The organism is Gordonia sp. UBA7860 (assembly GCF_002500165.1).
Taxonomy (GTDB): Bacteria; Actinomycetota; Actinomycetes; order Mycobacteriales; family Mycobacteriaceae; genus Gordonia; species Gordonia sputi.
Genome location: NZ_DLSO01000202.1, coordinates 23134 through 30676 on the forward strand (window position 1 = coordinate 23134; position 7543 = coordinate 30676).

General features: G+C 69.4%; 8 protein-coding genes. 3 read left to right on the plus strand and 5 right to left on the minus strand.

What is annotated here, in order from left to right; translation table 11 throughout:
• Nucleotides 1-10 precede the first annotated feature (10 nt).
• Genes B3T59_RS23730 through B3T59_RS23750 form a run of 5 tightly spaced genes read right to left on the minus strand, consistent with a single transcriptional unit; the run spans nucleotide 11 to nucleotide 5469 of the window.
• A complete protein-coding gene (locus B3T59_RS23730) occupies nucleotides 11-742 on the minus strand; it encodes a sirohydrochlorin chelatase (protein WP_064863391.1) in 732 nt (243 codons plus the stop codon).
• Nucleotides 739-2049 carry a sulfate adenylyltransferase subunit 1 gene (locus B3T59_RS23735; protein ID WP_287005284.1) on the minus strand — a complete coding sequence of 437 codons (1311 nt, stop codon included), beginning with the start codon at nucleotides 2047-2049 and terminating at the stop codon, nucleotides 739-741. Before B3T59_RS23735 ends, B3T59_RS23730 begins: the two co-directional genes overlap by 4 nt.
• Nucleotides 2049-2993 (minus strand): sulfate adenylyltransferase subunit CysD, encoded by a 945-nt coding sequence (cysD, locus tag B3T59_RS23740; RefSeq protein ID WP_064863393.1) that lies wholly within the window; start codon nucleotides 2991-2993, stop codon nucleotides 2049-2051. Before cysD ends, B3T59_RS23735 begins: the two co-directional genes overlap by 1 nt.
• Nucleotides 2990-3739: a phosphoadenylyl-sulfate reductase gene (locus B3T59_RS23745; protein ID WP_251723824.1), complete on the minus strand. Its 750-nt coding sequence runs from the start codon at nucleotides 3737-3739 to the stop codon at nucleotides 2990-2992. The genes cysD and B3T59_RS23745 overlap by 4 nt, the downstream gene beginning before the upstream one ends.
• A complete protein-coding gene (locus B3T59_RS23750; protein WP_287005285.1) occupies nucleotides 3736-5469 on the minus strand; it encodes a nitrite/sulfite reductase in 1734 nt (577 codons plus the stop codon). The genes B3T59_RS23745 and B3T59_RS23750 overlap by 4 nt, the downstream gene beginning before the upstream one ends.
• A 411-nt stretch (nucleotides 5470-5880) precedes the next feature.
• Here B3T59_RS23750 and B3T59_RS23755 point away from each other — a divergent pair, with 411 nt between their 5' ends.
• The 3 genes from B3T59_RS23755 to B3T59_RS23765 form a co-directional block, all read left to right on the plus strand.
• Nucleotides 5881-6246: a hypothetical protein gene (locus tag B3T59_RS23755; RefSeq protein WP_021482514.1), complete on the plus strand. Its 366-nt coding sequence runs from the start codon at nucleotides 5881-5883 to the stop codon at nucleotides 6244-6246.
• A 99-nt stretch (nucleotides 6247-6345) separates the two neighbouring features.
• A complete protein-coding gene (locus tag B3T59_RS23760; RefSeq protein ID WP_287005286.1) occupies nucleotides 6346-6906 on the plus strand; it encodes a PadR family transcriptional regulator in 561 nt (186 codons plus the stop codon).
• Nucleotides 6903-7543, plus strand: a 641-nt coding sequence (locus B3T59_RS23765; protein ID WP_287005287.1) for an alpha/beta fold hydrolase, incomplete at its 3' end; no start/stop codon positions are given. The genes B3T59_RS23760 and B3T59_RS23765, both read left to right, overlap by 4 nt.

Here is a 7543-nt window from a genome sequence, read left to right on the forward strand (position 1 = left end):
TCCGTGGCCGTCAGAACTGCGAGATGACCGGCGCGAGCGGCGGCCGGACGACGGCGCTGCGATAGGAGTCGGCGACCGCATCGACGAGTGCGGGATGCGTGCCGATCGGTCCCGCAACCACGGCATCCGACACCAAGCGGTCGAGGGCGGCTTCGACCCGCTCCGTCAGCAGGCCCGCGGACAGGAAGTACGGACTCAGCGCGATTCGTCGCGCGCCCGCGGTGCGGAGTCGTCGAATCGCGTTGCGCAGCATGATGTCGCCGGAACCGAGCCTGGTCGCGAAGACCACCTCGACCGGGCGGTGCAGACGTGTCGAGAGTTCGATGGCTCGGCGTCGGACCACGTGTGCGGCAGCAGGATTGGTCGACCCGACCGCCGTGACGACGATGCCGTCGCCAGGTTGCGTGCCTGCCTCGTCGAGACGATCGGCGAGGGCATCGGTCAATCGATACGAGCCGACGACGGGGGTGATCACGACGCTTCCTCGACGATGCTCATCGACCACTGCAGGTAGGTCCACGTCGCTGTGATACCCAGGTGCCAGCAGTAGCGGCACCACAACGCAGTCGCCCGCGACGGCGGCGAGTTCGTCTGCCACCGAGGGGGTATCGAGGTCCAGAAAACTCAGACCGACCGACACACCCGGCAGTCGCCGCGCCACCGCCGACCGAACGCGCCGCGCCGTGTCACCGAACCTCGGATCTCGGCTACCGTGCGCGACGAGTAACAGCGTCGGGGTCACACCAACTCTTTGAGGTGCAGCGTCGACAGCGCGTCGCCCACCAGCCCTGCTGCGAGGGTGTTGCCGCCCTGCGGATCGATCAGCAGGAAGCTGCCCGACTCGCGACTCACCTGGTAGTCGTCCGCGGGGATCGGCTCCGCGGTCTGCACGGTGATGCGGCCGATCTGGTTGAGCTCCACGGTGTCCGGGGCGTCGACGAGTGTCAGGTTCTGCTCGTCGAACAGGGCGTCGAGTCCACCGACGATGGCCTGAGTGGTCTTGGTACCGTGCTTGAGGAGCAGCCGCGCGCCTGGGCGCAGCGGCTTCTCGGCGAGCCAGCACACCGTCGCGGTGAACTGAGCGATCGGCTCCGGCGCGTCGGCAACCGCGGCGATGAGATCGCCGCGCGAGATGTCGACGTCGTCGGCGAGCAGCAGCGTGACGCTGCGGCCGGTGTGTGCCGTCGCCAACTGGCCGTCGGCCGTGTCGATCTGGGTCACGGTGGTCCGGACGCCTGACGGCAGCACGACGACCTCGTCTCCCACCGAGACACGGCCCGCAGCGATCTGCCCGGCGTAGCCGCGGTAGTCGGGGTACTCCGGCGTGCGGGGACGGATGACGTACTGCACCGGGAAACGCAGCCCGTCCTCGTCGTGGCGCTCGACTGCATTGGGGACCGTCTCGAGGTGCTCGATGAGCGTCGGACCGTCGTAGAACGGGGTGTTCTCGGAGCGGATGGCGACGTTGTCGCCATGCAGTGCCGATACCGGGATCGCGGTGACCTGCTCGGGCGACCAGCCGAGCGTGCGGGTCAGCTCGCCGAAATCGGCCGAGATCTCCGCGAAGACCGACGCGGCGTCGTCGACGAGGTCGATCTTGTTGACTGCCAGCACGAGTTGCGGCACACCGAGCAGTGCCATGACCGCGGCATGACGTCGCGTCTGGGCGACGACGCCGTTGCGGGCGTCGACGAGCAGCATCACCAGCTGTGCTGTGGACGCGCCGGACACCGTGTTGCGGGTGTACTGGACGTGGCCGGGGGTGTCGGCCAACACGAAAGACCGTGCAGGGGTGGCGAAGTAGCGATACGCGACGTCGATGGTGATGCCCTGCTCGCGCTCGGCGCGCAGTCCGTCGACGAGCAGCGAGAGGTCGGGTCCTTCGAGACCGCGGTCGACCGATGCCTTGGTCACGGCGTCGATCTGGTCTGCCAGCACCGATTTGGTGTCGTACAACAGGCGTCCCACGAGGGTGGACTTGCCGTCGTCGACGCTGCCCGCGGTCGCGATGCGGAGCAGGTCGGGGACGTGCTGGGTGGTCGATGCCATCAGAAATATCCTTCGCGCTTGCGGTCTTCCATGGCGGCTTCGGAGACGCGATCGTCGCCACGGGTTGCGCCGCGCTCGGTCAGTCGGGACGCGGCGACCTCTGCGAGGACCGCGTCGTTGGTTGCGGCATCGGAGAGCACCGCGCCGGTCGTCGAGCCGTCGCCGACGGTGCGGTAGCGCACCGAGAGTCGTTGCACCTCTTCGCCTTCGCGCGGACCGCCCCACGAACCGGACGTCATCCACATCCCGTCGCGCTGGAAGACCTCGCGCTCGTGGGCGTAGTAGATCGGGGGGAGCAGCACCTGTTCGCGTGTGATGTAACGCCAGACGTCGAGCTCGGTCCAGTTCGACAGCGGGAACACGCGGACGTGCTCGCCCGGAGCGTGCCGACCGTTGTAGAGGTTCCACAGCTCAGGACGTTGGCGCTTGGGATCCCACTGTCCAAACGCGTTGCGCAGCGAGAAGATCCGCTCCTTGGCGCGCGAACGCTCCTCGTCGCGGCGGCCACCGCCGAAGACCGCGTCGAAGCGGTTCTCGGTGATCGCATCGAGAAGCGGGATGGTCTGCAGCGGGTTGCGCACACCGTCGGGCCGCTCGGTGAGCCGACCGTCGGCGAGGTAGTCCTCGACCTTCGCCACGTGCAAGCGGAGGTTGTGCCGCTCGACCACCTGGTCGCGGAAGTCGAGTACCTCGGGCAGATTGTGCCCGGTGTCGACGTGGAGCAGCGAAAACGGAAGTGGCGCAGGCCAGAACGCCTTCAGCGCGACGTGCAGCAGTACCGTCGAGTCCTTGCCGCCGGAGAAGAGGATCACCGGTCGTTCGAACTCGCCCGCCACCTCGCGGAAGATGTGGATGGCTTCGGACTCGAGTGCGTCGAGCGTGGTGAAGTCATCGGGTTCGGTCACGTCACGTCCTGTGCTGGCTGAGGTGTCGATGATGGTCATGCGTGGAGCCCACATTCTGTCTTGGCGCGTCCGGCCCAGCGGCCACTGCGCGGATCGGATCCGGGTTCGGGTTTTGCGGTGCACGGTGCACAGCCGATCGACGGATAGCCTTCGTCGACAAGGGGATTGACGAGGACGCCGTTGGCGTCGATGTAGTCCTGCATCTGCTCGTCCGACCATGCGGCGATCGGGTTGATCTTGACGAGACCGAATCCCTCGTCGAACGAGATGAGCGGAGCGTTGGCGCGTGTCGGGGCCTCGACGCGTCGGATGCCCGTGACCCACGCGTCGTAGTTGCTCAGGCCTGCCTTCAGCGGGACCACCTTGCGCAGCCGGCAGCACTCGCCGGGATTGCGGGCAAACAGGTTGCGACCCAACAGCTCGTCCTGCTCGGCGACGGTGTGCTCGGGAGTGAGATTGATCAGGTCGACTCCGTACACCTGCTCGACGGCGTCACGGGTGCCGATCGTCTCCGCGAAGTGGTAGCCGGTGTCGAGGAACAGCACCTTCACCGGGTCGCCGTCGAGCAGGTCACGGTCGACGTGCTTGACGGCGAGATCGACGAGCGCGGCATCCTGCATGTTCGACGCGACGACGAAGTTGTCGCCGAACGTCTTCGCCGTCCAGCGCAGCAACTCCTCGGGAGTTGCGCTGTCGCCGAGTTCCGCTGCGCCGCGTGCAGCGATCTCACGCAACTCGTCCTCGCTGAACCGCCGTCCGGTTCTGCTCTGGGTGCTCGTCGTCATCGCAATGCCTCCTCGTCGGCACGCACTGCCCACTGTGCGAACCGCTCGCCTTCTTCGCGTTGGTCGACGAAGTTGCGGACCACGCGTTCGATGTAGTCGCCGAGCTCGGTGGATGTCACCTTGTGCTGGCGCAGTTTTCGGCCGAAGCCCGCATCCTGGCCGAGGCTGCCGCCCAGGTGTACCTGGAAGCCCTCGGTCTGTCCGCCGTCGGCGTCCTCGACGAGCTGGCCCTTGAATCCGATGTCGGCGATCTGGGAACGCGCGCACGAGTTGGGGCAGCCGTTGATGTTCACCGTGATGGGGACGTCGAGCTCGGCGTTGATGTCGGCCAGGCGCTCTTCGAGCTCGGGAACGAGGACCTGCGAGCGTTTGCGCGTCTCGGTGAACGAGAGCTTGCAGAACTCGATTCCGCTGCAGGCCATCAGATTTCGACGCCAGTTCGACGCACGGGCGACGAGTCCGAGCTTGGCCAGATCGGCGATGAGTTCCTCGACCTTGTCGTCGGCGACGTCGAGCACGACGAGCTTCTGGTACGGCGTGAACCGGATGCGGTCGGAGCCGACGCGCTCGGCGGCGTCGGCGACAGCGGTGAGCTTGGTGCCGGTCACGCGCCCGGCAATGGCGGCGAATCCGACTGCGTTGAGGCCGTTCTTGAGCTTCTGCACGCCGACGTGGTCACGTGGCTGCGTGAGCGGGGTGGGGCCGGGGCCGTCGATCAGCTTGCGGTGCAGGTACTCGTCCTCGAGCACCTGGCGGAACTTCTCGATACCCCAGTCCTTGATGAGGAACTTCAGCCTGGCTTTGGCGCGCAGACGGCGGTAGCCGTAGTCGCGGAAGATCGACACGACGCCTTCCCAGACGTCGGGGACCTCGTCGAGGGGAATCCAGGCGCCGACGCGCTGGGCAAGCATCGGGTTCGTCGACAGTCCGCCGCCGACCCAGAGGTCGAGGCCGGGGCCGTGCTCGGGATGCTCGACACCGATGAATGCGATGTCGTTGGTCTCGTGACTGACGTCCTGCAGACCCGAGATGGCGGTCTTGAACTTGCGGGGCAGGTTCGCGAGCTCGGGGACGCCGATGTACTTCTCGGTGATCCCCGCGACGGCCGGGCCGATGTCGATGAGCTCGTCGGCGGCGATGCCCGCGACGGGGCTGCCGAGCACGACGCGCGGGACGTCGCCGCACGCCTCGGTCGTCTGCAGCCCGACGGACTCCAGGCGGCGCCAGATCTCGGGGACGTCCTCGACCTCGACCCAGTGGAGCTGGATGTTCTGGCGGTCGGTGATGTCCGCGCTGTCGCGGGCGAACTCCGTCGAGATGCCCGCGACGACGCGGAGCTGCTCGGTCGTGAGCGCCCCGCCGTCGATGCGGACCCGGAGCATGAAGTACCGGTCCTCGAGCTCGTGCGGCTCGAGCGTCGCGGTCCGGCCGCCGTCGATCCCGGGCTTGCGCTGCGTGTACAGGCCCCACCAGCGGAAGCGTCCGTGCAGGTCGTCGCCGGGGATGGAGTCGAAGCCGTCGCGCGCGTAGATCGTCTCGATGCGCTCGCGGACGGACAGGCCGCCGTCCTCCTGCTTCCACTTCTCGTTCGCGTTGAGCGGCTCGGTGCCGTCGACCTTCCACTGCCCGTTCGGTCGTGCGGCGCGCGCGGGGCGCTCGGCGGTCCGCGGCGGACGGGCGGGAGGAGTGCTGCCGTCCGTGGCCTCGGGCGCAGTCGGTGCCTGCGTCATCGGGGTTTCCTCGTGTCCTCGTGGGGGCGGGGACGCGCGACGGCGAGCGCTCAGCGAGGATGCTGCGAGTGGCTGAGGACCGACGGCGCGCGCCGGTTCTCAGGGGTTCTCGGGAAGAGAGGCGAGCGATGGCTCGCGCTGAGTCGGGCGCGGTTCAGCGACAACAGCTCAGACACGTGTGCGCGCACGCCGGCGTCCCGTGACCGGAGGTCACGAGGAGGGTGCGGGCAGCCGTGGTCATGCCGAGAACAGTAGCCGCGGTCCGGACGCGTGGACAGCCCCGGTCCGCATGGTGGGAAACCGAAAATAGTAGACCGATTCAGTCTGCTTTGTCGAGCGGCACGGATCGCCGAGCGCATCTCACCTTGTGCAAAGTTTCACGACAGGGTCGTCAGCAAATACCATGGGGCCATGGAGTTCCTCTACAACGTCTTCGTCGCGCTGCACTTCATCGGGTGGGCCATCGTGCTCGGTGGCTACCTCGCGTCCCTGCGCTCGCCGGGCCTGTACAAGGGCGTGTTCCACGGGGCGCTCACCGCGCTCGTCGCGGGGATCGCCATGGTCGGGATCGGCGAGGCGTCGGTCTGGGGCGACGGCGGGCCGGACATGGCCAAGATCGGCGTCAAGCTGGTCGTCGCCCTCGTCATCGCCGTCCTCGCGTTCGTCGCCAAGCGCCAGGGGGCCAAGTCCTCCGACGGCGCCGTGGCGCCGGGCCTCAAGCACGCCATCGGCGGCCTGACCCTCGTCAACATCCTCGTCGCCGTGTTCTGGAACTGACCGCACCACCGGCACCCGGCCCGTCGACGCTCCGCGTCGGCGGGCCGTCGTCGTCTCGGGAGCGTTGACCCGCTTCTAGGTGCATGGTCCACTAGTCGCATGGTCCTTCGATACCTCGTCCTCGGGCTGCTCACGGTCCGGCCCATGACCGGCTACGACCTCAAGCGCGCGTTCGACACCTCCGTGCACCATTTCTGGGCCGCGGACCGCTCGCAGCTCTACCGCACGCTCGCGGCCCTGGTCGACGCGGGCCTCGCCGAGGTGGAGGTCGTGCCGCAGGAGAGCTACCCCGACCGCAAGGTCCACACGATCACCGCCGTGGGCCGCGCGGCGCTCCGCGACTGGCTCGCCGCGCCGCTCGAGCCGGAGGACGCGCGCGAGCCCTTCCTCGGGCGGCTGTTCTTCGCCGACCAGCTCGACGACGCGGGCGTCGCGGAGCTCCTCGCGTCCCGCCGCGCGCAGGCGGAGGAGGCGGTCGCGGCGCTCACCGCCGAGCAGGAGCGCGTCGCCGCCGTCCTCGCCGACGGCGGTCCCGACGCCGACCGCGTCCGCGGCACCCGTGGGCTCGCCCTGCGCCTCGCGACGCTCCGCCACGGCCTCGCGCACGCCCGGACCGAGCTCGCGTGGCTCGACGAGACCGAGCGGCAGGTGCTCCCGTGACCACGCCGGACGCCGTCGGGCGCCACCCTGCGACGCCGCCCGACGGGACGGGGCCGGGCGCCGCCACCGTCGTCCTCCTGCACGGCGGCAACGTCGCGTCGTGGATGTGGGAGCCGCAGGTCGAGCACCTCGCCGACCTCGACGTCCGGACGCCCGACCTGCCCGGCTTCGGGTCCCGCGCGGCCGAGGACGTCGTGTCGCTCGACGCCACCGCCGACGACGTGGCCGCCCTCGTCGCGGCTCTGCCGGCGGGCCGGGCCGTGCACCTCGTCGGGCTGTCGTACGGCGGGATCGTCGCCCTCCGGGTCGCGGCACGGCACCCCGGGCTCGTGCGCTCCGTCCTCGCGTCCGGCGCGGCGGTCGACGGCGTGCCGGGGCTCGCCGGCGCCGTCGGGCGCGCGCAGCTCAGGGTGTGGGACCGGCGCTGGTACTGGGAGGCTCAGGCGCGAGCCTTCCGCCTCCCCGCCGACGCGCGCGACCCCTTCGTCCGGTCCGGCCTCGCGATCCGCCGCGACAACATGGCCCGCACCCTGCGCGACGTCTACGGCGGACGGCGGCGCGGCAACCGTGCAGGCGGCTCCGCCCCGCGCCTCGCCCGCCCCGCGCCCGCCGACCCACCCCCCGCCCGCCCCCCCCC